Below are 22,072 nucleotides of genomic sequence, written 5' to 3' on the forward strand. Positions count from 1 at the left end.
ACCCTTTCCGTCAGAACAAGACAACAAGAACACGGAGCACCCAACATGTCCCTTTCCGGCAAAACCCTCTTCATCACTGGCGCCAGCCGTGGCATCGGCCGCGAGATCGCCCTGCGCGCCGCCCGCGACGGCGCCAACATCGTCATCGCCGCCAAGAGCGCCGAGCCCCATCCGAAACTCGAAGGCACCATCTACAGCGTCGCCGGGGAAGTCGAGGCCGCCGGCGGCAAGGCGCTGGCCCTGCAACTGGACGTGCGCGACGAAAACGCCGTACGCGAGGCCATGGCCAAGGCCGCCGAACACTTCGGCGGGATTGACGCGGTGATCAACAACGCCGGCGCCATCAAGCTGGTCGGCGTGGAGCGCCTGGAGCCCAAGCGCTTCGACCTGATGTACCAGATCAACACCCGCGCCGTGATGGTCTGCAGCCAGGCCGCGCTGCCCTACCTGAAACAGAGCAAGGGCCACATCCTCAGCCTGTCGCCGCCGATCAACCTGGCCGGCAAGTGGTTCGCCCAGCACGGCCCCTATACCGTGACCAAGTACGGCATGAGCATGCTCACCTTAGGCATGCACGAGGAGTTCAGGAAGTACGGCATCAGCGTCAACGCGCTGTGGCCCAAGACCATGATCGCCACCGCTGCCATCGAGTTCGAGCTGGGTAGCCGCGACGCCTTCAAACGCGCGCGCACCCCGGCGATCATGGCGGACGCTGCCTACGCCATTCTCTCCAGCAGCGAGCGCAGCATCAGCGGACGCCTGCTGATCGACGAGGAGATCCTGCGCGAACAGGGCCAGAGCGACTTCGAGCAGTATCGCTTCGACCCGAACGGCGGCAGCCTGGTGCCCGACCTGTTCCTCGACTGACCGCCACCCATCGCACCACGGCCAATGGCGGATAACCGCAAGCGGTTATTCGCCCTACCACCCCTCCCCCACGCGCGCCGTGTCGCCATTTACCAATCGACACACTCCCGCCCTGGCCGTCCGGCCATCGCTTTCTAGACTGCGATGAACGCCTGCCCGATGCGTTTGCCGATCTGCCCTGCGCCACGCGCGCAACAGCCATAGGCGCACGTCGGACGACGACCTAGAGTCGCTCGCAAGCGTCTGCACGCCACAGACAACAATGACAATAAGGGCACGCGTCAATGAGCCACGCCGATATCATCACCCCGACCCGCTTCCTCGCCCACCTGCCGGCCACCCTCGGCCGCGTGCCACGCATGCTGCGCGGGCTGTACTACACCGGCATCCGCAACCGCGAGAGGAACCTCTCCCTGGGCTGGGCGCTGGAGCGCGCCGCGCGCCTCTACCCGGACAGCCCGGCACTGATCGACGAACGCCGGCGCCTGTCCTACGCTCTCTTCAACGGCTGGGCCAACCGCCTGGCGCGGGCCTTCCAGGCCGAAGGCGTGGGCCACGCCAGCGTGGTCGCGGTGATGCTGGAAAACCGTGCCGAACTCATGGTGGTGCTCGCCGCCCTGGCCAAGCTCGGCGCCATCGGCGCGCTGGTGAACACCACCCAGCGCGGCCAGGTGCTCAGCCACAGCCTCAACCTGGTCAAGCCCAGCCACTTCGTGGTCGGCGAGGAGCTGCGCGAGGCTTTCGAGGACGTCCGCCCGGCCCTGGAGAACAGCGGCGGGCGCTGCTACTGGATCGCCGACGGTGAGGAGTCGGCGCAGGCTCCGGTCGGCTGGCAGAGCCTGATGCGACTGGCCCAGGAACAGGATTCCATCAACCTGCCGGAAACCGCCAAGGTCCGCCTGAAGGACGCCTGCTTCTACATCTACACCTCCGGTACCACCGGCCTGCCGAAGGCCTCGATCATGAGCCACGGCAAGTGGATCAAGGCCTACGGCGGCTTTGGCCACTCCGGCCTGGGGCTGACCAACAGCGACGTGCTCTACCTGACCCTGCCCTGCTACCACAACAACGCCGTGACCGTCTGCTGGAGCGCCGTGCTCGCCGGTGGCGCGGCCATCGCCCTGCGCCGAAAGTTCTCCGCCAGCGCCTTCTGGAAGGACGTGCAGGCCTACCAGGCGACCTGCTTCGGCTACATCGGCGAGCTCTGCCGTTACCTCCTCAACCAGCCGCAGTGTGCCGAAGAGCGCGGTAATACCCTGACCTGCATGATCGGCAACGGCCTGCGCCCGTCGATCTGGAACGAGTTCAAGGAGCGCTTCGGCATCGAGCGAATCACCGAGTTCTATGCCTCCAGCGAGGGCAACATCGGCTTCACCAACGTATTCAACTTCGACAATACGGTGGGCTTCTCGCCGGCAACCTACGCGATCGTCCGCTACGACCTGGAAAGCGACCAGCCGGTGCGCAACGGCAAGGGTTTCATGGAAAAGGTCGACAAGGGCGAAGCCGGCCTGCTGATCAGCGAGATCAGCGACAAGTGGCCGTTCGACGGCTACACCGATCCGGCCAAGAGCGAAGCGGTGATCTACCGCAATGTGTTCAAGGAAGGCGATACCTGGTTCAACACCGGCGACCTGATGCGCGACATCGGCTTCAAGCACACCCAGTTCGTCGACCGCCTGGGCGACACCTTCCGCTGGAAGGGCGAAAACGTCTCCACCACCGAAGTGGAAAACGCCCTGGGTGCATTCCCCGGCGTGGAGGATGCGGTGGTCTATGGCGTGGAAATTCCCGGCACCAACGGCCGCTGCGGCATGGCCGCGCTGCGCCTGGCAGACGGTGCCAGCCTCGACCCCGCACAGCTCGCCACGCACCTGGACCGCGAGCTGCCGGCCTACGCCGTGCCGTTGTTCCTGCGCCTGCTGACCCAGGTGGAGACCACCGGAACCTTCAAGTACAAGAAGACCGACCTCAAGCGCAACGCTTATGACCCATCCTCAGTGAGCGAGGCCTTATACGTGCGCCTGCCCGGCGAAGCGGACTACCGGGCACTGGACAGGGCTCTGTTCGAAGCGATTCGCGGCGGCGTGTACCGGTTCTGACGACCTCGCCCACAAGGGCAGACGCCGCGATCAGTTGCGGAACTTGAACTGCAGTTCGGCGCCGCGGATATCCGAGTGCCAACTGTCGTCGTTGGCCTCGCGCTCATTGGGTTCGCGCTGGATCAACCGACCGCCGACCTCGAACGGGCTCTGCCCGACCTTCTCGCCGAACATCGGCGGCAGGATCGGCTTCTCCTCGAGTATGGTGATGGGATCGTCCGCCTGTTCCTGTTGGAGCAGATCCTTGGGCAGGCGCAGATCCAGCTTCACGGGCGGCAGCGGCTGCTTGACCACAGGATCGACCGGCTTCTTCACCTGTGCCGGGGTTTTCGAAGGCGCTTTGGCTTCCGGCTTTATCGACGCCTCGACGGCGGGAGCCCTGGGCGACGCTACGGCCTTGGCGGCGGCAGGCCTGGCCTCATCCTCGCGCGGCTGCTCGGCAGCAGGCTTGGGCGCAGGCGCACTGGCCGCCTCCGGCGTCACTGCTGCGGCAGGCGCGGGAGCTGCAACCGGAGCGGCAGCCTTGTCCTTGTGCTCGTCACCGCAGGCGACGAGCAGCAGCGACAAACTGGCGACAATGAGGATTCGGGATTTTTTCATGGAGCGGACCGTCAGAAAACCGCGCAATGCTGGCGCGAGATTCATTGCAGGGCAAGAGGCTTGCCGTAACAAGCCTTCTACTACCGAACAATCTGACAGAACAGTGCTGAACCCGGCCTGTCATTGATCAAGGATTGTCCGTCAGATCCTTCAGAGCCTTGTCGATATCCAGGTCGGGAAAGCGCTGGCGCAGGCTCTCACGTACAAGTTCCGCCTCTGCCTTCAGACCCTTGCCTTGCAAGTCGCGCAGGTGCAACAGACTGGTACGCGGCTCACCAGCCTCCTCCGTGAACGCTTGCAGCTTCTCTTGGACCCGCATGTCAGGCTGAACCTGAGCGTCAGAAAGCTCACGGGCCTCGCCTTTCGCGCTGTCCACCGCCTTCTTCTTGCTCATCGGCGCCGGCTTGGCGAGCTCTTCCATCGCCCCCCCCGCGGCAGCGCTATCGATACTCGGCGCCGCCGCATAGGGCGCGGCAGCCGGAGCCGCTGGCGGCGCCATGGCCGGTGCGGGAGCCGGCGCACGCATCATCGCTGGGGCGGCTGGCGCGTCAAAGCGATCGGGCGCCTCTTCGTAGGTGCGCAGGGTCAGGCTCAGGCCGATGCCCAGGGTCGCCAGGCCCGCCACAGCGACGCCCCAGCGCTGGCGGCTGCCAGCGCCCAGCAGCCAGCGGTGCAGGCGCTGGGCCAAACCCGGTTTCTGCTCCTGCGTGGCGGCAAGAGCGGCGGCCAGGATGCGCGCGTCCAGCTGCGCCGACGGCTGCTCATCGCTGTGCCGGCGGTAGTGCTCGAGCAGGTCCTGCTCGTGCGAATCGCGGTTCATGGGCTCACCTCCTCGGTCACCGACGGGTCGGACAACAACCGACGCAGTTTCTGCATGGCATAGCGAAGCCGGCTCTTCACCGTTTCGGCCGGAGTTTTCGTCAGCTCGGCAATTTCGTTCAGCTCCAGGTCACCGTGGGTGCGCAGCAGGAACACTTCGCGCTGCTCCTGGGGCAGCGACTCCAGCGCACCCTGCAGGCGCTGCTGGTCGCGGCTCAGGCTCAGCTCGCGCTCGGGGTCGACGCTTTCGCCGGCCAGCGCCTCACCGTGCAGCTGCTCGTCGAAACTCTCCTGACGGCCCTGGTGGCGGCCCAGCTTGCGCCAGTGGTCGATCAGGCGATTGCGGCCGATCTGGTACAGCCAGGTCTTGAAGCTGGCCGCACCCAGCGGCTGGCTGTCGCTGCGAATCAGGCTCATCCAGGTTTCCTGGAACACTTCCTCGGCCTGGGCGTGATCGCCACACAGGCCGCAAAGGAAGCGGAACAGGCCCAGGCGATGGCGGGCGTAAAGTTCACCGAAGGCCTCGGCGTCGCCGTGTCGATAACGCCGCAGCAGCGCCGCGTCGTCTTCATCCGTGAGGGGTGTCTTCAACTCTCTCGATCCATTACGGGGCGGGTGTCGGCTGGCGTCTCGCCAGTGGCCAAGTATCGCCGATGGCGCGTGCGCCGGGGTAGCGCGGTGGCGGGCAGGCAGAAGCCCGGGTGTGGCAAGCGGCACGGCGGCGGCCTCGTCGAGGGGTCAACTCCTTGGACGAGACGACGCGGGTAAACGGGTTGGCGCCGATATGAAGCTATTCCGTGGGAGCGGACTCCGTCCGCGATAGGCCCGCCTCTTGCCGGATACCCTCGCGGACGGAGTCCGCTCCTGCGCAAGCCAAGCTCCTACGCGGCGATCAGTTCTTCCTGGCAGAGCTGGCAGGCCAGCATGCCGAGGGTCATGATCGCGCGCTCCGCCTCGCGGTCCCAGGGGATGCCGCAGGTCAGGCGCAGGCAGTTGTTGAACTGCTCGGTGTTACTGAAGATTAGCCCCGGCGCGATGCTGATGCCCTGCTCCAGCGCGCGCACGTGCAACTCCTTGGTGTTCACCTTGGCCGGCAGGCTGACCCAGAGGATGAAGCCGCCCTTGGGCCGGGTCATCTGCGTGCCTTCGGGGAAGTATTGCTGCACCGCCAGCTGGTAGGCGGTCATGTTCTTCCGGTACTCCTGGCGGATGTAGCGCAGGTGCCGGTCGTAGCCGCCGTTCTCCAGGTACGCCGCCACACCCATCTGGGTGACGGTGCACGCCGAATGGGTGGTGAAGGTCTGCAGGCGACGGATTTCCTCCTGGTAGCGCTCGGTGATGATCCAGCCGATGCGCACGCCGGGGGAAATGGTCTTGGAGAAGCTGGAGCAATACACCACGCGGCCGTCACGATCGTGAGCCTTGAGCGCCTTGGTCTGGCCCTGGTCGAACATCAGCTCGCCGTAGATGTCGTCCTCGATCACCCCGATGTTGTGCTCGGCGGTGAGCTTGAGCAACGCCTTCTGGCGGTCTTCCGGAATGGTGCCGCCCAGCGGGTTGCTCAGGCGCGCGGTCAGTACCAGCGCCTTGATCGGCCATTGGTTGGCGGCCAGTTGCAGAGCTTCCAGGCTGATGCCGGTGAGCGGATCGCTGGGGATCTCTATGACCTTCAGGCCGAGGATGTCGGCCAACTGCAGAAGGCCGTAGTAGCTCGGCGACTCGGTGGCGATCAGGTCGCCCGGGCGGGTCATCACGCGCAAGGCCATGTGGATCGCGTCCACGCAGCCATGGGTGATGGTCACCTGGGTCGGATCGACCACCACACCGGCATCGCGCATGCGGATCGCCACCTGGCGGCGCAGCGGCTCGTAGCCGGGGCTGAACATGTAGCTGAAGGCGCGCGGGCTGGAGAAGCGCGTGACCTTGGCCAACTGCTGGTGCAGCGCGCGGACGGGAAGGTAATCCACGTGCGGCACAGCGGCGCCCAGCGGAAACACGCCTTCGCGGCGCGCCTCGGCGAGTACCTGGTTGATAATGCTGCTGCGGGTTACCAGGCCTGGCCGCTCGACGCGGGCGATATCCGGGGTCGAGGCGGTCAGCGCCGGTGTGCGGTGCACATAGAAGCCTGACTGCGGGCGAGCGCGGATCAGCCCCTGGTCTTCAAGGGTGGCGTAGGCCTGGAGCACCGTGGCATGGCTGACGTTGAGCTGCGTACTCAGCTTGCGCACGGACGGCACGCGCTCGCCCGGCTGGTAAACACCACGACGGATGTCTTCCGCCAGTTGCTGGGCGATACGCTGGTACAGCAGCAGATTGGACATGACGGCCATTCCTCGGGCTTTGAACCGAAACAGTAGCCAAAAACGGCAAACTGTTCCAGAACAGTCAGAGGTATTCCGTCCGATACAGTTACGCTGTCCTGCTCAGATCTCGCCGAGCCAATCCAGAAGTCCCGCGACCACCAGTTGTGCATCCGTGGTCAGGCCGAGCTTCTGCATGGCATTGCGCTTGTGGGTGCTGATGGTGGAAACGCTGCGATTGGTCCGCTCGGCGATTTCCCCCACCGTGGCGCCATGGGCCAGGCGGCGGATGATGTCGATCTCGGTCGGACTCAGCGGCTTGCCGGTGTGGCGCGGCGGCCGCAGCATCGGGTCGATGTAGGTCTCGCCCTTACTGATACGGGCGAAGGCTTCATCCAGCAAGGACAGCGGGTTGCGCTTGCAGACATAGCCCACGGCGCCGCACTTGACCGCTGCAGTCGCCAGCAGCGGCGCCCCCATGACCGAGTAGACCAGCACAGGCACCTCCGGATGGTGGCGCTGCAGCCATTCGATCAGGTGCACGCCATCACGCCCACGGGCGCCGGGCAATGCCAGTTCGACGATGGCCAGGTCAACCTCCGGATGGGCCGTGAGCACATCCAGCAGGCTGTCGGTATCGCTGACGAAGGCTTTCACCTGTGCCAGCTCGCGCTCCAGCAGATAGCGCTCCAGACCCCAGCCGATCATCGGTTGCGGGTCCGCCACGATTACATTGAAAAGCTTCTTTTCCGATGACATCACGTTCTCTCATCTACAGCTCCCCTGAGGGGATTAGTCGCACCCGGCTATTTTCGCCAAGCTGCCACTCGAAAGATTTCGAGATCCCCCTGACGAAAAACCCCGGAGCCAAGGCTGCCGGGGTTTTCCTGTGACGGGATATTACGAGAGCTGTCAGCGTTCGGCGCCGAGCTGGCCATTTTCGTCGGAGAAGACGATCTCCACCCGGCGGTTCTGCGCACGGCCAAGGGAAGACGCGTTATCCGAGACCGGATAAGCCTCGCCATAGCCCTGCACCTGAATGCGCTTCGCGTCCACGCCCAGATCGGTCAGGGCATCCGCCACGGCCTGAGCGCGATCCTTGGACAATTGCAGGTTCTGCTCGCGGTCGCCTTCAGCATCGGTATAGCCCTCGATGCGGATGACCCGGCGCGGGTTGAGCTGGAGGAACTGCACCACCTTGAGCACGGTGCGGTTGGCGGCTGGCTTGAGGTCCGCTTCGCCGCTGTCGAACAGCACGTCGCCGAGGGTCAGCACCAGGCCGCGCTCGGTCTCGTTGGTGGCCAGGCTGACCATCTGCTGCTCCAGCCACTTGCTCTGTTCCTGCACATTGAGCAGGCGCGCTTCGCGCATCGCCAGTTGCAGGCGCTCGCGTTCCAGCTGCTGTTTGAGCAGGCGCTCCTGGTTCAGCGCCAGGTTGCTGTGTTCGCGGGCTATCTCGCTGTAGCGCTGGCTGAGATAGGAATACTGCAGCACATCGTCGCTGCTGCCCCAATAGTTGGACAGGCGCTCGGCGCGGGCCAGCGATTCGCCCGCACGTATCACGTCCTTGGGCGCACTGCGCAGCACCGAGGAGTCTTCCTTCACGGCCTGGAATTGCACTCGCGCCTGTTCCAGCGACTTCTCGCTGAGCTGGCTGTTGGCGCAGCCGGCCAATAGCGCGACCAAGCCCAGCGTGCCGATCCGGGAAGCACCGCGGCGCAACAGTTTCAGCGAAGTCATTGCACTTCTCCCAACTGTTTGCGCAGGCGGTTGATGCTCTTGGTCTGCTCGGCCAGTTGCTCCGAGCTCTTGCGCGTGAGCTCCTTGGCTTCGGCCAGGCGGGCGTCGAGCTCGGCCTGTTCGGCCAGTTGCCGCGCCTTCTTGTTCGAACCGACCGCCAGGGCTCCCTTGGCGGCCTGGTATTTGTCCTCGGCAAGCTTGAGCTCGGCGACGTCATCGGTCGCCCCCACGGCCTTGGCCTGCTCCAGCGCCTGCTCGGTGAGACGCATCTGTTCGTTGGGTGCCGGGTCGTTCGTCGCGCAGCCGGCCACTGCAAACAAAGCCAGGCCGGCGACCATCATCCGTCGATTGATCACGAAATCTATTGTCCTACTGGGTGGGAGTGCTGGCGGGCTGAAGCTGCTGCGCCTTCCAGCGGGCCAGGTTGTCCTGCAGCAGGCGCTGCGGGACTCCGGCGGCGGTCAATTCTGTCATTTTTTTCGCCAGTTGTCCGCGCAGCCACGGGTCGTTGCAGGCTGAGTTGTGCGCCACGGTCAGGTACAGACCTTCGCTGGAGATCGGCGGTTCCAGCGGCTGCAGATCATCGGCCATGCCGAGGGTATCGGCGACCGCAAGGCCGGGATAGTGCTCGTAGATCACATAATCCGAGCGTTTGAGCAGCAGCTTCTGGAAGGCCTGGGTCAGGCTCGGCACCTCTTCCAGCGTCAGCTCCTGCTTGGCGAAGGTGTCGAAGTCCGGACCGAAGCTGTTGTTGACCAGGGTACCGCCCTTGAGCCCCTTGAGATCATCGCGGCCGTTATAGGGCATAGCGACGTCCTTGCGCATCCACACGACGTTATCGGTGGTGAGGAAGGCCGGATGGATGTAATCCATGGTTTCGAGCCGAGGCGGGGTGAGGAAGGCGCCGGCGATCAGGTCGACCCGGCCCAACCGCGCCTCTTCCTGCGCACGGGCCCAGGAGCCGGTGTAAATCACCCGGATACTCACCCCGACCGCCTTGCCGATTTCCTCCAGCAGGTCGGCATTGGCACCGATCAGGCGCTCCGGCTGCGCGGGATCGCGCCACAGGTAGGGTGGGTATTCCGGATTGCCGGTGGCCACCAGGCGCTCGCATTTGCCGGCGGCAAGGCCGGCCAGGGGCATGGAGAAAGTCACCAGCAACAGCGTCGCACGGATCAGCGCGGAGCAATCGGGCATCGGTAGTCTCGCTCGCCAGAAGAAAGAACGGCCATGCTTAGAGCCGCAAAATGCTAGCGTAAAGCACACCGACCCGATTTGGTAATAAGGACTTCTCATGAAGAAAGCCCTTCTGGCCCTTCTGTTCCTGATAGCTGTCGCCGCTGGCGTGCTCTACGCCTTCCCCTCCACCCTGCTGGCGACCGCCCAGTACGTCGAAAGCGCCCGCGCCCGGCTGTCGGCCCACAGCCTGCAGGTCGACGACCTGGAAATCACCTACTACGAGGGCGGCCCGGACAAAGCCCAGACCATCCTGCTGATCCACGGCTTTGGCGCCGACAAGAGCAACTGGCCGCGCTTCGCTCGCTTCCTGACCCAGGACTATCACATCATCGCCATCGACCTGCCGGGCTTCGGTGACAGCAGCAAGCCTGCGAACATCAGCTACGACGTTGGCACCCAGGCCGAGCGCCTGGCCGATTTCATGCGCGAACTGGGCATCGGCCGCTTCCACGTGGTCGGCAACTCCATGGGCGGGCACATTGCTGCGCTGCTGGCCGCGCGGCATCCGCAGGAAGTGCTTTCGGTCGGCCTGTTCGACAATGCCGGCATCACGGCGCCGCACCAGAGCGAGCTGTTCGAGCGCCTGCTCAAGGGCGGCGACAACCCGCTGGTGCTGCGTTCGGTGGATGACTTCCCGACCCTGCTCGACTTCGTCTTCGTGCAGCCTCCGCCGCTGCCATCGCGGCTGCGTGATTACCTCGCCGAGCGCTCGCTGGAGCGCAGCGAGTTCAACGGCATGATCTTCCAGCAGCTGCGTGAACGCTACATCCCGCTGGAACCGGAGCTGCCGAGAATCACCGCGCCGACTCTGCTGCTGTGGGGCGACCGCGACCGCGTGCTGGACGTTTCCAGCATCGACGTGATGAAGCCGCTGCTGAAGAAACCCAGCGTGGCGATCCTGCGCGATTGCGGCCACGTGCCGATGATCGAGCGCCCGGAGGAAACCGCCCGCCTTTACCTGGACTTCCTCCAGCAAAATCACGCGCCCGTTACCGCATCGAACTGAACCCGACTGGAAAACAGAAACGGCGCCCTGGGGCGCCGTTTCTGTTTCTGCTCGGTATCGAACTCAGAGCTGGATCAGATTCGGAATCTGCACGTCCGGATTGACGTCTTGCTCATAGTCCACGCCAGCGATCTCGAAACCGAAGAGGCGCAGGAACTCGGACTTGTAGCCGGTGAAGTCGGTCAGCTGGTACAGGTTCTCATTGGTCACCTTGTTCCACAGGTCCTTCACGGTGTCCTGCACGTCCGGCTGCAGCTCCTTGTAGTCCGCGCGCAGACGGCCATCGGCGTCCAGGTGCGGCTCGGCGCCGTACAGGCTGTCACGGAACAGGCCGTCGACCTGCTCGATGCAGCCTTCGTGGGTGCCCTTCTCCTTCATCACCTTGAACAGCAGCGACAGGTACAGCGGCATCATCGGGATGGCCGAGCTGGCCTGGGTGACCACGGCCTTCAGCACGGAAACACGAGCGTCGCCACCGGTAGCGGCCAGCTTCTCGCGAATGCCCAGGACCTTCTGGTCCAGATCCTTCTTGGCGGCGCCGATGGAACCGTTCCAGTACAGGTCGTGGGTGATCTCTTCGCCCAGGTAGGTGAAGGCGGTGGTCTTCGCGCCATCGGCCAGCACACCGGCCTCCTGCAGGGCGTCGATCCACATCTGCCAGTCTTCACCGCCCATCACCGCTACGGTGTTGGCGATTTCCTCAGGCGTCGCCGGCTCCATCACGCTTTCCTTGATCACTTCCTTGTCGGTGTCCAGACCACGGAAGTTGACGGCCTTGCCCACCGGCTTGAGCACGGAATTGAAGACCTCGCCGGTCTTCGGATGGGTACGGCGCGGAGCAGCCAGGCTGTAGACGACCAGGTCGACCTTGCCCAGGTCCTGCCTGATGGTGTCGATGGTGACTTTCTTCACTTCATCGGAGAAGGCGTCGCCGTTGATGCTACGCGCATACAGGCCCTTGGCCTTGGCGAACTTCTCGAAGGCAGCCGAGTTGTACCAACCGGCGGTGCCCGCCTTGGTTTCGCTGCCCGGGCGCTCGAAGAACACGCCCAGGGTGTCGGCGCCGGCACCGAAGGCGGCGCTGATGCGCGCTGCCAGGCCGTAGCCGGTGGAGGAACCGATGACCAGGACCTTCTTCGGACCGTTGGCGATGGGGCCGTGCGCCTCGACGTACTCGATCTGTTCCTTGACGTTGGCTTCACAGCCGGTCGGGTGGGTAGTGACGCAGATGAAGCCACGCACGCGCGGTTTGATGATCATGAAAACCTCGGTAGCCAGGTGTCGATTGAACACATTCAGGAACTGGAGACGTCGCGCATTGTAGATGAGACACCTTCGCCGGTGGACTTCTCGGCAAAGATTCGTGACCAATGGGTCATCGGCGCAGCAGAACGGCCATTCCCGAGAAAAATCAGGGACCTGAAATGAAAGAACCCGCCACGGGGGCGGGTTCCTTCAGCAAGCGGATCGGGCTCAGACGGCCTTTTCCAGCTCCGGTACGGCTTCGAACAGATCGGCGACCAGGCCGTAGTCGGCAACCTGGAAGATCGGCGCCTCTTCGTCCTTGTTGATCGCAACGATCACTTTCGAGTCCTTCATGCCCGCCAGGTGCTGGATGGCGCCGGAGATGCCGACGGCCACGTACAGCTGCGGAGCGACGATCTTGCCGGTCTGGCCGACCTGCATGTCGTTCGGCACGAAGCCGGCGTCAACGGCAGCGCGGGAAGCACCGACGGCAGCGCCCAGCTTGTCAGCCAGGGAGTAGAGGATCTTGAAGTTGTCGCCATTGCCCATGCCACGGCCGCCGGAAACGACGATCTTGGCAGCGGTCAGTTCCGGACGGTCGGACTTGGCCAGTTCTTCACCGACGAAGGCGGACTTGCCGGCATCGGCCGGGCCGGAAACGGCTTCAACGGCAGCGGAGCCGCCTTCGGCAGCGACGGCGTCGAAGCCGGTGCCACGCACGGTGATGACCTTGACCGCGGCCGAGGACTGCACGGTAGCGATGGCGTTACCGGCGTAGATCGGGCGCTTGAAGGTGTCGGCGCTGACCACTTCGATGATCTCGGAGATCTGGTCGACGTCCAGCAGGGCGGCTACGCGCGGCAGGAAGTTCTTGCCATTGGTGGTGGCGGCGGCCAGCACATGGCTGTAGCCCTTGCCAAGCTCAGCGATCAGCGGAGCAACGTTCTCCGGCAGCTGGTGGGCGTAGGCGGCGTTGTCGGCGACCAGCACCTTGGAAACACCGGCGATCTTGGCAGCGGCTTCGGCCACGCCACCGACGTTCTGGCCAGCGACCAGGACAGCGATGTCACCACCGATCTTCTGCGCGGCAGCGACAGTGTTCAGAGTGGCAGCGCCCAGTGCGCCGTTGTTGTGCTCAGCGATTACCAGGATAGCCATCAGATTACTTTCGCCTCGTTCTTCAGTTTCTCGACCAGTTCGGCAACGGACTTGACCTTGATGCCGGCGCTACGGGCAGCCGGAGCTTCGACTTTCACGGTCTTCACGGTGGAAGAGGTGGAAACGCCCAGGGCGTCCGGGGTCACCACGTCCAGCGGTTTCTTCTTCGCCTTCATGATGTTGGGCAGCGACGCATAGCGCGGCTCGTTCAGGCGCAGGTCGGTGGTCACGATGGCCGGCAGGTTCAGGGCAACGGTCTGCAGGCCGCCATCGATTTCACGGGTGACGTTGACCTTGTCGCCAGCGACTTCGACCTTGGAGGCGAAGGTGCCCTGGGCATAGCCGGTCAGCGCAGCCAGCATCTGGCCGGTCTGGTTGTTGTCGCTGTCGATGGCCTGCTTGCCGAGGATGACCAGCTGCGGCTGCTCTTTGTCGACCAGGGCTTTCAGCGACTTGGCGATGGCCAGGGAGCTCAGTTCTTCGTTGGTTTCAACGAGGATGGCGCGATCGGCACCCAGAGCCAGCGCGGTACGCAGTTGCTCCTGGGCAGCGGTCGGGCCGACGGAGACCGCGACGATCTCGGTGACGACGCCCTTCTCTTTCAGGCGGACGGCCTCTTCCACGGCGATTTCGCAGAAGGGGTTCATGGACATCTTGACGTTGGCGAGATCGACGCCGGAGTTGTCCGCCTTGACGCGGACCTTGACGTTATAGTCAACCACTCGTTTGACAGCTACAAGAACCTTCATGGATTCCTCGTTTTTCTCCGGTGAATAGGAATGTCGCCAGACAGGCCTGGCCGGTAGTGCACGCCATCTGCGACTACATCCAGCGCAACGCGACCGCAAAACCGCAGGTATCTTGACCGCATCGACCGGGCGGGTCAATACACGAAAATACCCTTCCATAAGCCGCGGACCCCGATTCTATCAGGGTTACGCGCGATTCAAACAAACGTTTGTATTGCGCTCGATAAAGGGTTTAGATATAGCAACAGGTCTAGCTATAATGCGCCCCGCTCTTACTGGGTGGGGGCACGCCCATCCCAATACCTACAAAATACCCAGAGCCTTGATTCAGGAGAGATCGATAGTGGAACGCGAATTTATGGAATTCGACGTCGTCATCGTCGGCGCCGGCCCTGCCGGTCTGTCCGCCGCATGCCGACTGAAACAGAAGGCCGCCGACGCGGGTCAGGAAATCAGCGTCTGTGTGGTCGAGAAGGGTTCCGAAGTGGGCGCCCACATCCTCTCGGGCGCCGTGTTCGAGCCCCGCGCGCTGAACGAGCTGTTCCCCAACTGGAAGGAACTCGAAGCGCCGCTCAACACACCCGTCAAGCGCGACGACATCTATGTGCTGAAGAGCCCGGAAGCGGCGGCCAAGGTGCCGAACTTCTTCGTGCCCAAGACCATGCACAACGAAGGCAACTACATCATCTCCCTGGGCAACCTGTGCCGCTGGCTGGCCCAGCAGGCCGAAGGCCTGGGCGTCGAGATCTACCCGGGCTTCGCCGCCCAGGAAGCGCTGATCGACGAGAATGGCGTGGTGCGCGGCATTGTCACCGGTGACCTGGGCGTCGACCGCGAAGGCAATCCGAAAGAGGGTTACTACACCCCTGGCATGGAACTGCGCGCCAAGTACACTCTGTTCGCCGAAGGCTGCCGTGGCCACATCGGCAAGCAGCTGATCAAGAAGTACAAGCTCGACAGCGAAGCCGACGCCCAGCACTACGGCATCGGCATCAAGGAAATCTGGGACATCGACCCGTCCAAGCACGAGCAGGGCCTGGTGGTGCACACCGCTGGCTGGCCGCTGAACGATGACAACCCGGGCGGCTCCTTCCTCTATCACCTGGAGAACAACCAAGTCGTCGTGGGCCTGATCATCGACCTGTCCTACACCAACCCACACCTGTCGCCGTTCGACGAATTCCAGCGCTACAAGCACCATCCGGTGATCAAGCAGTACCTGGAAGGCGGCAAGCGCGTGGCCTACGGCGCTCGCGCCATCTGCAAGGGCGGCCTGAACTCGCTGCCGAAGATGGTCTTCCCCGGCGGCGCTCTGATCGGTTGCGACCTGGGCACCCTGAACTTCGCCAAGATCAAGGGCAGCCACACCGCCATGAAGTCCGGCATGCTGGCCGCCGACTCCGTGGCCGAAGCCCTGTTCGCCGGCCGCGAAGGCGGCGACGTGCTGAACAACTACGTCGAGGCTTTCAAGGGCAGCTGGCTGTATGACGAACTGTTCCGCAGCCGTAACTTCGGTGCGGCGATGCACAAGTTCGGCGCCATCGGTGGCGGTGCGTTCAACTTCATCGACCAGAACATCTTCGGCGGCAAGCTGCCGTTCACCCTGCACGACACGACGCCGGACTACGCGACCCTGAAGAAGGCCAGCGAAGCGCCGAAGATCGACTATCCGAAGCCGGACGGCAAACTCAGCTTCGACAAACTCTCCTCGGTGTTCCTGTCCAACACCAACCATGAGGAAGACCAGCCGATCCACCTGAAGCTGACCGACCCGAGCATCCCAATTGGCAAGAACCTGCCGCTCTACGACGAGCCTGCGCAGCGCTACTGCCCGGCCGGCGTGTACGAAGTGGTGAGCAACGACGACGGCAGCAAGCGCTTCCAGATCAACGCGCAGAACTGCGTGCACTGCAAGACCTGCGACATCAAGGACCCGGCCCAGAACATCACCTGGGTGGCCCCCGAGGGCACCGGCGGTCCGAACTACCCCAACATGTAATTGCGTTGGCGGTAACGGAAAAGGCTTCCTCGGGAGCCTTTTTCTTTGCAAGCTAAGTACTTGTAGCGGTGACACCCGAGGACTACTGGCCGCTTTGCGACCAACGGGTCACGGCTGCGGCGCAATAGGAAAGAACTCCCCCGAACTCCAGACTCCCAGCCAATCGACACCGTCGATCTCGCGGGGCACCGCCAGCTCAACCAGCTGGTAGAACACATTGCGGTGGATCAGCGCTTCCAGGTTTACCCGCACCAGCACGTAGGGCGACGGCTCCTGTGTCTGCGGGTCAAGGTCGACACGGATCGGGTGCGCGGCATCGGCCACCACTTCGTCCTCGACATTGGTGGTGAAGCGCAGTACCTGCTCCTCACCCTCCCCTTCGACCACCAGGGTGACCGCGACGAAAGGTGCGTCATCCACGGTGATCCCGCACTTCTCCACCGGAGTGACCAGGAAATAGTCGTCGCCATCGCGGCGGATGATGGTGGAAAACAGCCGCACCATCGGCTTGCGGCCAATCGGCGTGCCCAGGTAATACCAGGTGCCGTCGCGGGCGATGCGCATGTCGATATCGCCGCAGCAATCGGGGTTCCACAGATGCACCGGCGGCAGCCCCTTGTCCTTGCTGGCGGGAATCTGCGCCAGCAGGTTGCCGGCCCGGTCCGATTGAGTCTGTGGATCAGTCATTGGTACTCCTCTCGCGTCTTCACCCCCAGCAGGCTGCGGGCATAGTCTTCCAGCGGCCGGCCGATCAGGTCCTCGGGGCTGGCGTCATAGAATGTCAGAAAACCGCCGCGGCTGCGGATGGTCGCACTGTCCACCAGGTAGCGGTTGTCGGTCTCGATCAGCATCACCTGGATCACGCTGCGGTCACGGCCCACGGCGTTATCGGTGTCTTCATACTGTTCGTAGGTCCCGACATTGTCCTCCCCGCGGGCGAAGCGCGTATACAGCAGATAATTGGCGCCTGCCGCGCGCGCCTCCTGCATGGCGCCCTCCAGCCCCAGCGGGCTCTTGGCCCGACGCACCAGCGGGAAGTACTGGACGAAGCCCTCGAACGCCTCCTCGGCCACCACGTTGGGCCGCGCGTACGGGTGGCCCGGCGGCACGAAAGGCCCCTGGGCGATATAGATGAACGAGTCCTGTTGCAGGCGCCAGTTCGCCGTGCGACGTATCTGGCTGTGATCGAGGAAACCCGCATCGCGCAGGTAGTAGTCGGTGCCCTCGGCCAGGTCACTTGGGTTCATGCAGCCGCCCAGGGAGGCGAAAGCAAGGATCAGTATCAGTTGACGCATGCAAAGTCTCCGGAGCCGGCGACGAAAAACCGGCATTCGGACAGGCAATGCAGCTTCCGCGCCATCACAGGCCGCGCTGCCATTCCTGACGCAAGTGCGCGCGCTGCGGTTGCTCGATGGCCTGGCGAACCTGGGCGAGCAATTTGGCCTTGTCCGCCCCCAGCGTACCCTTGAGCACCAGGTAGTTGGACGCATGATCGCTGCGGAACACCGTGTCGCGCAGCTCCAGCGCACTCAGCAGGCGCTCGACCTCGACGAACAGTTCCGCCTGGGTCAGCGGCTGGAAGTCCGGGAAGCCAGTCCGATAGCGCTCCTCGCCGGTGGGGAAGCTCACCACCAGGGTGGAGAGGAACTCCGGTTGCGCCTCGTTCATCAGGCGCGCCGAATTGTCGGCATGCTGGGCGCTCAGCGTGCTGCCACCCAGGCCGTTGAGGATCATCACCGAGCGCCTGATTCCCGCCTCGCCCAGCTTCTGCAAGGCATCCAGCGTGGAGGCGTAGGTCTCGCCCTTGTTCACCCGCGCCAATACCTCATCGTCACCGGACTCGGCACCCACGTAGGCCATGCGCAGGCCGGCATCGGCCAGCTCCTTCAGCTCATCCACGGACTTCTTGCGCAGGTTGCGCGGCAGGCAGTAGCTGGAGACGCGATCCACCTCAGGCATGTGCTCACCGATCGCGCGCAGGATGTTGAGCAGGCGCCGCGTCGGCAGCACCAGTGCATCACCGTCGGCGAGGAACACCCGCTGGACGATCAGGCGCTCGCCGCAACGGCGAATCTCCTCCAGCACTTCGGCCTCGTCACGGGCGCGGAATTTCTTTTGCGGCTGGGTGTACATCTCGCAGAAGCCGCACTGGTTCCACGAACAACCGTTGGTGACCGGAAGAATCAGCGAGTGCGCCTCGCTGGGCGGCCGGAACACCGGCTCGATGTACGAAATTGGGAATTCGTTGGGCATGGGGTAATCAGGTCTGGGGGCGATCTCAGCCGCCGATGATCTTCATGATGGTGACGCCGCCGGAGAAGGCAACTTCCTGCTTGTCCGCCAGGGCCCGCACCAGCAACCGCTGCAAGGCCGGGAGGGCCTGGTGGCGGGGCTTGTCCAGCAGGTCGCCGACGTAGTGGCGGTTGCTCGACGACAGGCAGCCATGCAGCCAGCCGGTGGACGACAGGCGCAGGCGCGAACAGGTCCGGCAGAACGGCACGCTTTCGTTGGCGATGACACCGAAATACCCCTGCCCCGGCACTTCGTAGCGAATGGCGGTAGCGTCCACCGGCGCATCGGCCTGGATGTAGGAGTGACGAGCCCCGATCAGTTCCAGCAGCTCCTGCAAACTGACGAACTGCTGGTGGAAGCCATTGGGATCGTGGGCCAGGTGCCCCATGCGCATCAGCTCGATGAAGCGCAGTTCGAAGCCATGCCCCAGGCAGTAGTCCAGCAACGGCACCACCTGGTCGAGGTTCTGCCCACGCAGGGGCACCATGTTCAGCTTGATCTTCAACCCGGCCGCGCGGGCCTCGTCGAGCCCATTGAGCACAGTGGCCAGGTCGCCACCGCGGGCGATACGCCGGAAGGCGTCGGCATCCAGGGTATCAAGTGAGACATTGAGGCGGCGGATACCGCAGTCCAGCAGCAGCGGCAGCTTCTTCGACAACAGTTGGCCGTTGGTGGTGAGGGAAATGTCCTGCAAACCGAGGCGGCTTACGCCGTGGAGGAAGGTATCCAGCTTCGGACTGACCAGCGGCTCACCGCCGGTGACCCGCAGGCGCTCGATGCCGGCGGCCTCGATCAGGTAGGCGACGCCACGCACCAGCGATTCGGCGGGCAACTCATCCTGTGCAGCGACCAGACGCTTGCCGTCCGGCACGCAGTAAGTGCAGGCGTAGTTGCATGCGGCGGTCAGGCTGACCCGCAAATTGCGGAAGCGCCTGCCCTGGCGGTCGACGATCATGCTTGGCTCCAGCGGGGATCTTCCATTGAGTATATCCCCGCCCTCGCCCGCCACCCTGTCGCATGCGCGACGATGGACAGCGCGAATATCGACTCAGGCGGCCGGCGCATCTCCGTCACGCTTGCGCTTGTTGCCCATGCGCACGCCGATGTCCATGAGGAACTGGAAGAACCCCTCCTGATCTTCCAGCACGTCGCGCCAGAACGGCGAGTGGTACAGCGCCACGGCGCCATGCACCAGGGCCCAGGCTGCGCAGTAGTGGAAGTAGGCCGGAACGTCTTCCAGCTTGCCCGCCGCAATGCGTTCCTTGATCAGCTGGCTCAGGCGCTCGAAGTTGGATTCGCGGATCTTGTGCAGCTCCTCGACCATCTCCGGGACCTGGCTGGTCTTCACCACCTTTTCTTCCAGGCGGTCGAAAAGACGGTAGCGCTGCGGATCACGCATGCGGAACTCGAAGTAGGCGCGCGACAGGCGCTCCTTGTCGCGGGCGACGTCTTCGGAGTGGAACAGGTCGGCCAGATCGCGCTCGTAGTCCAGCATCAGGCGCAGGTAGATTTCCGCCTTGGACTTGAAGTGCTTGTAAATGGTGCCTTTGCCGATACCCACGGCATCGGCGATCATTTCGACCGTGACACTGTCTTCGCCCTGTTCGAGGAACAGCTTGAGGGCGGTGTCGAGGATTTCCTGTTCGCGACGGCGAAATTCGCGAACCTTGCGCGGCTCTTTCTGCATAAAAAGACTGTTCGGTCAAAAATAGTCAAAATTCGAAGCCGCGTATTATGCCTATTCAGCGCCAAATTGCACGGATCATCCGACATGATTAGCTTTTCTTCCGAGTTTCCGCACCATCCCGGCCTGCGCTACCTGAACCACGCGGCGGTCGCCCCCTGGCCGAAGCGCGCCGCAGACGCCGTGGCGGCCTTCGCCCAGGAGAACATCCTGCAGGGCGCGCGCGACTACCCGCGGTGGCTGACCATCGAGAAGCGTCTGCGCGAGCGCTTGATGCGCCTGGTGAACGCCCAGAGCACCGGCGACATCGCGCTGGTGAAGAACACCTCGGAGGCGCTGTCGTTCGTCGCTTTCGGCCTGGACTGGCGCGCCGGCGACCAGGTGGTGATCAGCGACCAGGAATTCCCCTCCAACCGCATCGTCTGGGAAGCGCTGAAGCCGCGCGGCGTGGAAGTCATCCAGGTGAGCCTGGACGGCGATGACCCGGAGGGCAACCTGCTGGCCGCCTGCACCTCGCGCACCCGCCTGCTGTCGATCAGCGCCGTGCAATACGCCAGCGGCCTGCGCATGGACCTGGAGCGCCTCGGCGCCGGCTGCCGCCAGCGCGGCGTGCTGTATTGCATCGATGCCATCCAGCAACTGGGCGCCCTGCCCTTCGACGTCCAGGCCTATGACTGCGCCTTCGCCATGGCCGACGGCCACAAATGGCTGCTCGGCCCGGAGGGCCTGGGTGTGTTCTATTGCCGCGCCGCCGAGCGCGACCAGCTGGCATTGCAGGAGTACGGCTGGCACATGCTGGAAAACGCCGGCAACTATGACCTCGCTGACTGGCAGCCGGCCCGCAGCGCGCGGCGTTTCGAGTGCGGCAGCCCGAATATGCTGGGCGCCGTGGCGCTGGAAGCCAGCCTGAGCCTGCTGGAGGAAGTCGGCATGGGGACGGTAGGCGAACTGGTGCAGGCGCGCGTCCAGCAGTTGCAGGACGGCCTGGGCCGTATCGACGGTGCCTCACTGCACAGCCCGCTGGACCCGACCCGCCGCGCCGGCATCCTGACCTTCAGCCTGGCCGGCTGGGACAATACGCGACTGCTGGAGCGCCTGCGCGCCGAACAGGTGGTGTGCATCCAGCGTGGCGCCGGCATCCGCTTCTCGCCGCACTTCTACACCAGCGAGGCGTTGATCGACGAAACCCTGAAGCTGATCGTGGCTCTGGCGGGGCAGTAACGCAGGCGCGACCGAGAAAGCTGCTCAGCCCGGTGTGATGTATTCCAAATCCGTTTAAAAAACACCGGGCACCCTGTGGCAGCCGCCGCATCTTGGCCAATACTTGTAGATACCGGTGCGCGGCATCTCCCCCCAAGTGCCCCGCCGGTGAAGGCACCGAGGATCGCGTGCCTTATTGTTACACTCCTAATGGTCTTGACCCGGATTCATCCCCCAGAACCCGGGTTTTTTTTGCGCGCAGGAAATGTAACGGCGTTCCTCATCCAGTCGATCAGCTGGCGAGCGGGAACAGCCGGCGGAAGTTGGCAGTAGTCTGCTCGGCCAGGCTCTCGAAGCTCACTCCGCGCAGCACGGCCAGGTACTCGGCCACTTCGCGTACATATTCGGGCAGGTTCGGCTTGCCGCGGTGGGGAACCGGTGCCAGGTAGGGCGAATCGGTTTCCACCAGCAGGCGATCCACCGGCACCTGGCGGGCGACTTCGCGCAGCTGCTCGGCATTACGGAAGGTGACGATGCCCGACAGCGAAATGTAGAAGCCGATATCCAGCGCCGCCTTGGCCATCTCCCAGTCTTCGGTGAAGCAGTGCAGCACGCCGGCCTGCGGCAGCGCCGCCTCGCGCAGCAGCGCCAGGGTGTCGGCGCGGGCTTCGCGCGTATGCACGATGACCGGCTTGCCGGTGAGCTTGGCGGCCTCCAGGTGCAGGCGGAAAGCCTCCTGTTGCAGCTCGGCGGCCTCGGGCTCGTAGTGATAGTCCAGGCCGGTCTCACCGATCGCCACCACACGCGGGTGATTCAGCTCGCCCAGCAACCAATCCAGCGCCGGCGCGGCACCAGGCTCCAGGTCCAGCGGGTGGACGCCCACGGAGCAATGCACATCGGCATAGCGATCAGCCAGGTCCTTCACCGCCCTGGCGTTGTCCGCACTCACGCCGATGCACAGGAACTGGCTGACGCCACGCGCCCGTGCGGCGTCCAGCGCGGCATCCAGCGAGCCGTCGTGGGCGGCGAGATCGAGACGATCGAGATGGCAGTGGGAATCGACCAGCATGAA

The 22,072-nt window shown here is 64.0% G+C and carries 22 protein-coding genes; 5 read left to right on the top strand and 17 right to left on the bottom strand.

Translation table 11 applies throughout. The features are described from left to right. Window positions 1-45 precede the first annotated feature (45 nt). Window positions 46-867, top strand: a complete 822-nt coding sequence (locus MJ122_RS00215; RefSeq protein ID WP_239741681.1) for an NAD(P)-dependent oxidoreductase — start codon at window positions 46-48, stop codon at window positions 865-867. A gap of 284 nt (window positions 868-1,151) precedes the next feature. Next, window positions 1,152-2,969: a long-chain-acyl-CoA synthetase gene (locus MJ122_RS00220; protein ID WP_239741683.1), complete on the top strand. Its 1,818-nt coding sequence runs from the start codon at window positions 1,152-1,154 to the stop codon at window positions 2,967-2,969. A 30-nt stretch (window positions 2,970-2,999) separates the two neighbouring features. Here the strand turns inward: MJ122_RS00220 and MJ122_RS00225 are convergent, their stop codons facing one another. From MJ122_RS00225 to MJ122_RS00260, 8 genes are all read right to left on the bottom strand, one after another. Further along, entirely contained in the window at window positions 3,000-3,614 is a 615-nt protein-coding gene (locus tag MJ122_RS00225; protein ID WP_239741685.1) for a hypothetical protein, read from the bottom strand. Between the two features lie 82 nt (window positions 3,615-3,696). Further along, on the bottom strand, window positions 3,697-4,389 hold the full coding sequence (locus tag MJ122_RS00230) for a hypothetical protein (protein ID WP_239741687.1): 693 nt from the start codon (window positions 4,387-4,389) through the stop codon (window positions 3,697-3,699). Beyond that, entirely contained in the window at window positions 4,386-4,979 is a 594-nt protein-coding gene (locus MJ122_RS00235) for an RNA polymerase sigma factor (RefSeq protein WP_239741689.1), read from the bottom strand. Before MJ122_RS00235 ends, MJ122_RS00230 begins: the two co-directional genes overlap by 4 nt. Window positions 4,980-5,269: 290 nt before the next feature. Then, window positions 5,270-6,709, bottom strand: a complete 1,440-nt coding sequence (locus tag MJ122_RS00240) for a PLP-dependent aminotransferase family protein (protein ID WP_045212506.1) — start codon at window positions 6,707-6,709, stop codon at window positions 5,270-5,272. 102 nt (window positions 6,710-6,811) lie between these two features. Then, a complete protein-coding gene (locus tag MJ122_RS00245; protein WP_088416948.1) occupies window positions 6,812-7,447 on the bottom strand; it encodes a response regulator transcription factor in 636 nt (211 codons plus the stop codon). A gap of 153 nt (window positions 7,448-7,600) precedes the next feature. Continuing rightward, window positions 7,601-8,428, bottom strand: a complete 828-nt coding sequence (locus MJ122_RS00250) for an OmpA family protein (RefSeq protein WP_239741690.1) — start codon at window positions 8,426-8,428, stop codon at window positions 7,601-7,603. After that, on the bottom strand, window positions 8,425-8,784 hold the full coding sequence (locus MJ122_RS00255; protein ID WP_239741692.1) for a DUF4398 domain-containing protein: 360 nt from the start codon (window positions 8,782-8,784) through the stop codon (window positions 8,425-8,427). Before MJ122_RS00255 ends, MJ122_RS00250 begins: the two co-directional genes overlap by 4 nt. Window positions 8,785-8,797: 13 nt before the next feature. After that, a complete protein-coding gene (locus tag MJ122_RS00260; protein ID WP_239741694.1) occupies window positions 8,798-9,625 on the bottom strand; it encodes a transporter substrate-binding domain-containing protein in 828 nt (275 codons plus the stop codon). A 97-nt stretch (window positions 9,626-9,722) separates the two neighbouring features. On the opposite strand from MJ122_RS00260, the gene MJ122_RS00265 reads away from it, so the two are divergent. Further along, window positions 9,723-10,673 carry an alpha/beta hydrolase gene (locus MJ122_RS00265; RefSeq protein ID WP_239741696.1) on the top strand — a complete coding sequence of 317 codons (951 nt, stop codon included), beginning with the start codon at window positions 9,723-9,725 and terminating at the stop codon, window positions 10,671-10,673. Window positions 10,674-10,736: 63 nt separating this feature from the next. Here MJ122_RS00265 and fabV read toward each other — a convergent pair whose 3' ends face one another. The 3 genes from fabV to MJ122_RS00280 form a co-directional block, all read right to left on the bottom strand. Next, entirely contained in the window at window positions 10,737-11,933 is a 1,197-nt protein-coding gene (gene fabV, locus MJ122_RS00270) for an enoyl-ACP reductase FabV (RefSeq protein WP_239741698.1), read from the bottom strand. Window positions 11,934-12,146: 213 nt separating this feature from the next. Further along, complete coding sequence (locus MJ122_RS00275) at window positions 12,147-13,076, bottom strand: FAD-binding protein (RefSeq protein WP_024764492.1); 930 nt, start codon at window positions 13,074-13,076, stop codon at window positions 12,147-12,149. Beyond that, window positions 13,076-13,825 carry an electron transfer flavoprotein subunit beta/FixA family protein gene (locus MJ122_RS00280; RefSeq protein ID WP_239741700.1) on the bottom strand — a complete coding sequence of 250 codons (750 nt, stop codon included), beginning with the start codon at window positions 13,823-13,825 and terminating at the stop codon, window positions 13,076-13,078. The genes MJ122_RS00275 and MJ122_RS00280 overlap by 1 nt, the downstream gene beginning before the upstream one ends. A 259-nt stretch (window positions 13,826-14,084) precedes the next feature. Between MJ122_RS00280 and MJ122_RS00285 the strand changes: the two genes are divergently transcribed. After that, on the top strand, window positions 14,085-15,824 hold the full coding sequence (locus tag MJ122_RS00285; protein WP_275590541.1) for an electron transfer flavoprotein-ubiquinone oxidoreductase: 1,740 nt from the start codon (window positions 14,085-14,087) through the stop codon (window positions 15,822-15,824). Between the two features lie 108 nt (window positions 15,825-15,932). On the opposite strand, the gene MJ122_RS00290 is transcribed toward MJ122_RS00285, so the two are convergent. The 5 genes from MJ122_RS00290 to MJ122_RS00310 all read right to left on the bottom strand — a co-directional run bounded on the left by MJ122_RS00290 (window position 15,933) and on the right by MJ122_RS00310 (window position 19,803). After that, a complete protein-coding gene (locus MJ122_RS00290) occupies window positions 15,933-16,511 on the bottom strand; it encodes a DUF1285 domain-containing protein (RefSeq protein ID WP_088416941.1) in 579 nt (192 codons plus the stop codon). Then, complete coding sequence (locus MJ122_RS00295; protein ID WP_088416940.1) at window positions 16,508-17,119, bottom strand: DUF4823 domain-containing protein; 612 nt, start codon at window positions 17,117-17,119, stop codon at window positions 16,508-16,510. The genes MJ122_RS00290 and MJ122_RS00295 overlap by 4 nt, the downstream gene beginning before the upstream one ends. A gap of 64 nt (window positions 17,120-17,183) precedes the next feature. Next, window positions 17,184-18,077 (bottom strand): radical SAM protein, encoded by an 894-nt coding sequence (locus MJ122_RS00300; RefSeq protein ID WP_088416939.1) that lies wholly within the window; start codon window positions 18,075-18,077, stop codon window positions 17,184-17,186. A 25-nt stretch (window positions 18,078-18,102) separates the two neighbouring features. Next, window positions 18,103-19,071, bottom strand: a complete 969-nt coding sequence (locus tag MJ122_RS00305) for a radical SAM protein (protein WP_239741704.1) — start codon at window positions 19,069-19,071, stop codon at window positions 18,103-18,105. Window positions 19,072-19,164: 93 nt separating this feature from the next. Next, window positions 19,165-19,803 (bottom strand): TetR/AcrR family transcriptional regulator, encoded by a 639-nt coding sequence (locus MJ122_RS00310; RefSeq protein ID WP_088416937.1) that lies wholly within the window; start codon window positions 19,801-19,803, stop codon window positions 19,165-19,167. An 84-nt stretch (window positions 19,804-19,887) separates the two neighbouring features. Between MJ122_RS00310 and MJ122_RS00315 the strand changes: the two genes are divergently transcribed. Beyond that, window positions 19,888-21,021, top strand: a complete 1,134-nt coding sequence (locus tag MJ122_RS00315; protein ID WP_239741706.1) for an aminotransferase class V-fold PLP-dependent enzyme — start codon at window positions 19,888-19,890, stop codon at window positions 21,019-21,021. A 271-nt stretch (window positions 21,022-21,292) separates the two neighbouring features. Here MJ122_RS00315 and MJ122_RS00320 read toward each other — a convergent pair whose 3' ends face one another. Further along, entirely contained in the window at window positions 21,293-22,069 is a 777-nt protein-coding gene (locus MJ122_RS00320) for a TatD family hydrolase (protein WP_088416935.1), read from the bottom strand. Between the last annotated feature and the right edge of the window lie 3 nt (window positions 22,070-22,072).

The sequence above is a fragment of the Pseudomonas sp. DP-17 genome (assembly GCF_022380625.1).
Classification (GTDB): domain Bacteria; phylum Pseudomonadota; class Gammaproteobacteria; order Pseudomonadales; family Pseudomonadaceae; genus Pseudomonas; species Pseudomonas nitroreducens_A.

Bases quoted from the DNA above. Each gene is read 5' to 3' on its own strand.
- MJ122_RS00230 (WP_239741687.1), bottom strand. From the start codon at position 4,389: ATGAACCGCGATTCGCACGAGCAGGACCTGCTCGAGCACTACCGCCGG.
- MJ122_RS00220 (WP_239741683.1), top strand. From the start codon at position 1,152: ATGAGCCACGCCGATATCATCACCCCGACCCGCTTCCTCGCCCACCTG.
- MJ122_RS00280 (WP_239741700.1), bottom strand. From the start codon at position 13,825: ATGAAGGTTCTTGTAGCTGTCAAACGAGTGGTTGACTATAACGTCAAG.
- MJ122_RS00260 (WP_239741694.1), bottom strand. From the start codon at position 9,625: ATGCCCGATTGCTCCGCGCTGATCCGTGCGACGCTGTTGCTGGTGACT.
- MJ122_RS00275 (WP_024764492.1), bottom strand. From the start codon at position 13,076: ATGGCTATCCTGGTAATCGCTGAGCACAACAACGGCGCACTGGGCGCT.
- MJ122_RS00320 (WP_088416935.1), bottom strand. From the start codon at position 22,069: ATGCTGGTCGATTCCCACTGCCATCTCGATCGTCTCGATCTCGCCGCC.
- MJ122_RS00225 (WP_239741685.1), bottom strand. From the start codon at position 3,614: ATGAATCTCGCGCCAGCATTGCGCGGTTTTCTGACGGTCCGCTCCATG.
- MJ122_RS00285 (WP_275590541.1), top strand. From the start codon at position 14,085: ATGCGCCCCGCTCTTACTGGGTGGGGGCACGCCCATCCCAATACCTAC.
- MJ122_RS00305 (WP_239741704.1), bottom strand. From the start codon at position 19,071: ATGATCGTCGACCGCCAGGGCAGGCGCTTCCGCAATTTGCGGGTCAGC.
- MJ122_RS00215 (WP_239741681.1), top strand. From the start codon at position 46: ATGTCCCTTTCCGGCAAAACCCTCTTCATCACTGGCGCCAGCCGTGGC.
- MJ122_RS00290 (WP_088416941.1), bottom strand. From the start codon at position 16,511: ATGACTGATCCACAGACTCAATCGGACCGGGCCGGCAACCTGCTGGCG.
- MJ122_RS00265 (WP_239741696.1), top strand. From the start codon at position 9,723: ATGAAGAAAGCCCTTCTGGCCCTTCTGTTCCTGATAGCTGTCGCCGCT.
- MJ122_RS00245 (WP_088416948.1), bottom strand. From the start codon at position 7,447: ATGTCATCGGAAAAGAAGCTTTTCAATGTAATCGTGGCGGACCCGCAA.
- MJ122_RS00310 (WP_088416937.1), bottom strand. From the start codon at position 19,803: ATGCAGAAAGAGCCGCGCAAGGTTCGCGAATTTCGCCGTCGCGAACAG.
- MJ122_RS00250 (WP_239741690.1), bottom strand. From the start codon at position 8,428: ATGACTTCGCTGAAACTGTTGCGCCGCGGTGCTTCCCGGATCGGCACG.
- MJ122_RS00300 (WP_088416939.1), bottom strand. From the start codon at position 18,077: ATGCCCAACGAATTCCCAATTTCGTACATCGAGCCGGTGTTCCGGCCG.
- MJ122_RS00295 (WP_088416940.1), bottom strand. From the start codon at position 17,119: ATGCGTCAACTGATACTGATCCTTGCTTTCGCCTCCCTGGGCGGCTGC.
- fabV (WP_239741698.1), bottom strand. From the start codon at position 11,933: ATGATCATCAAACCGCGCGTGCGTGGCTTCATCTGCGTCACTACCCAC.
- MJ122_RS00315 (WP_239741706.1), top strand. From the start codon at position 19,888: ATGATTAGCTTTTCTTCCGAGTTTCCGCACCATCCCGGCCTGCGCTAC.
- MJ122_RS00240 (WP_045212506.1), bottom strand. From the start codon at position 6,709: ATGTCCAATCTGCTGCTGTACCAGCGTATCGCCCAGCAACTGGCGGAA.